The organism is Pseudomonas sp. MT3, assembly GCF_054720805.1.
Genome location: NZ_JBTVPY010000049.1, coordinates 1 through 1,312, shown reverse-complemented (window position 1 = coordinate 1,312; position 1,312 = coordinate 1). Strand labels below are relative to the sequence as shown.

Sequence of the window (1,312 nt, the reverse complement as noted above, 5' to 3'; positions counted from 1 at the left end):
TGTCTAGTCCTGAAATAGGTTTACACCTCTGAGGGTTGGCACCAGACCTCAAAACGCCCGATGTATTGCATCGGGCGTTTTGTATTTCAGAGCGTGGTGGGGACGCTCCCGGTTATAGATATCGACGGCCTCGTGCACCATCCGACGCGCCTGGGCCAGGTCTGCCGGGGGCTGTATCAGTAGCTCATTCTTCAGGATGCCGTTGACCCGTTCGGCCAGCGCATTCTGGTAGCAGTCATAACCATCGGTCATCGAGCAGGTGATGCCGTGTCGTGCATGCAGGCGCTGGTAATGCGCAGAGCAGTACTGGATACCGCGGTCCGAGTGATGCACCAGGGCATGCCGCGTCCTGCGTCGCTGTAACGCCAGGCTGAACGCGCGGGCCACCGACTCGGCATGCAGGCTGTCATGGACATGGTGACCGACGATCTTGCGCGAATAGGCGTCGGTGACCAGGCTCAGATACAGTGGGCCGCTCAGGCTTGGCAGGTAGGTGATATCGGCCACCCAGACGTGCTCCGGAGCGCTGGGCAACACCTGTTGCGGGCCAGGCTTGAGCAGATTGGGGTGGCGGTAGAAGCGGTGAAAGCTGTGAGTGGTCTTGTGGTACGCCCGCTTGGGCGCAACCAGTAGGCGCTGCTCCGCCAGGACGCGAAACAAGCGATCCCGCCCCACGCGAAGCTCTGCGCGGGCCTGTTCCTGAAGCAGAAAATGCAGCTTGCGCGTGCCCAGCCGAGGCTGACGCATCCGCACCTCCCGGACAAACTGAACAATCTGTCGATCCTGCTGGGAGCGCCGATCCGCCGCGCGGTTACGCTGGTAATAGGCCTGGCGACTGACGCCCAGGAACTGGCAAGCCCTGCTAACGCTCAGCCCTTGGACTTGCCTTTGCGTGAGGACTTGCCGGGACGCTTTTTTACGATGGAGACGCCGTAGTCATTCTTCAGGACATCCACCACCGCCTCGAAGAACTGAGCCTTTTGGCTCATGACCTCAAGCTGCTGCTCAAGCTCCTTGATTCGCTGCTCCGGCGTCAGCGGTGTTTTCTCATCAGTCATCGAACCCCTCCGACTAGAGCGAATGGATGCGCCCTGGCTCCAGTTCTGTCGGCCGTGCTTGCGTAGCCACACCAACACCGTCGAGCGCCCCTGGATACCGTAGCGGGCCTGGGCCTGCTTGTAACTCATTTCGCCTTTTTCGACCTGCTCGACCACCGCCAGTTTAAAAGCCAGCGTGTAATCACGCTGACTACGACGCACACCTTCTGCCATCGGAGTTCTCCTGAAAATAAGGGCGAAGGTGTAAACCTTAT

The 1,312-nt window shown here is 59.8% G+C and carries 1 protein-coding gene; it reads right to left on the bottom strand.

Annotation, left to right across the window (positions count from 1 at the left end):
- Window positions 1–48: 48 nt before the first annotated feature.
- A protein-coding gene (locus ACYCAX_RS26530; protein WP_460249211.1) for an IS3 family transposase occupies window positions 49–1,271 on the bottom strand; the annotation gives its coding sequence in 2 pieces (ribosomal slippage) (window positions 49–908 and window positions 908–1,271; 1,224 coding nt in all).
- Window positions 1,272–1,312: the final 41 nt, after the last annotated feature.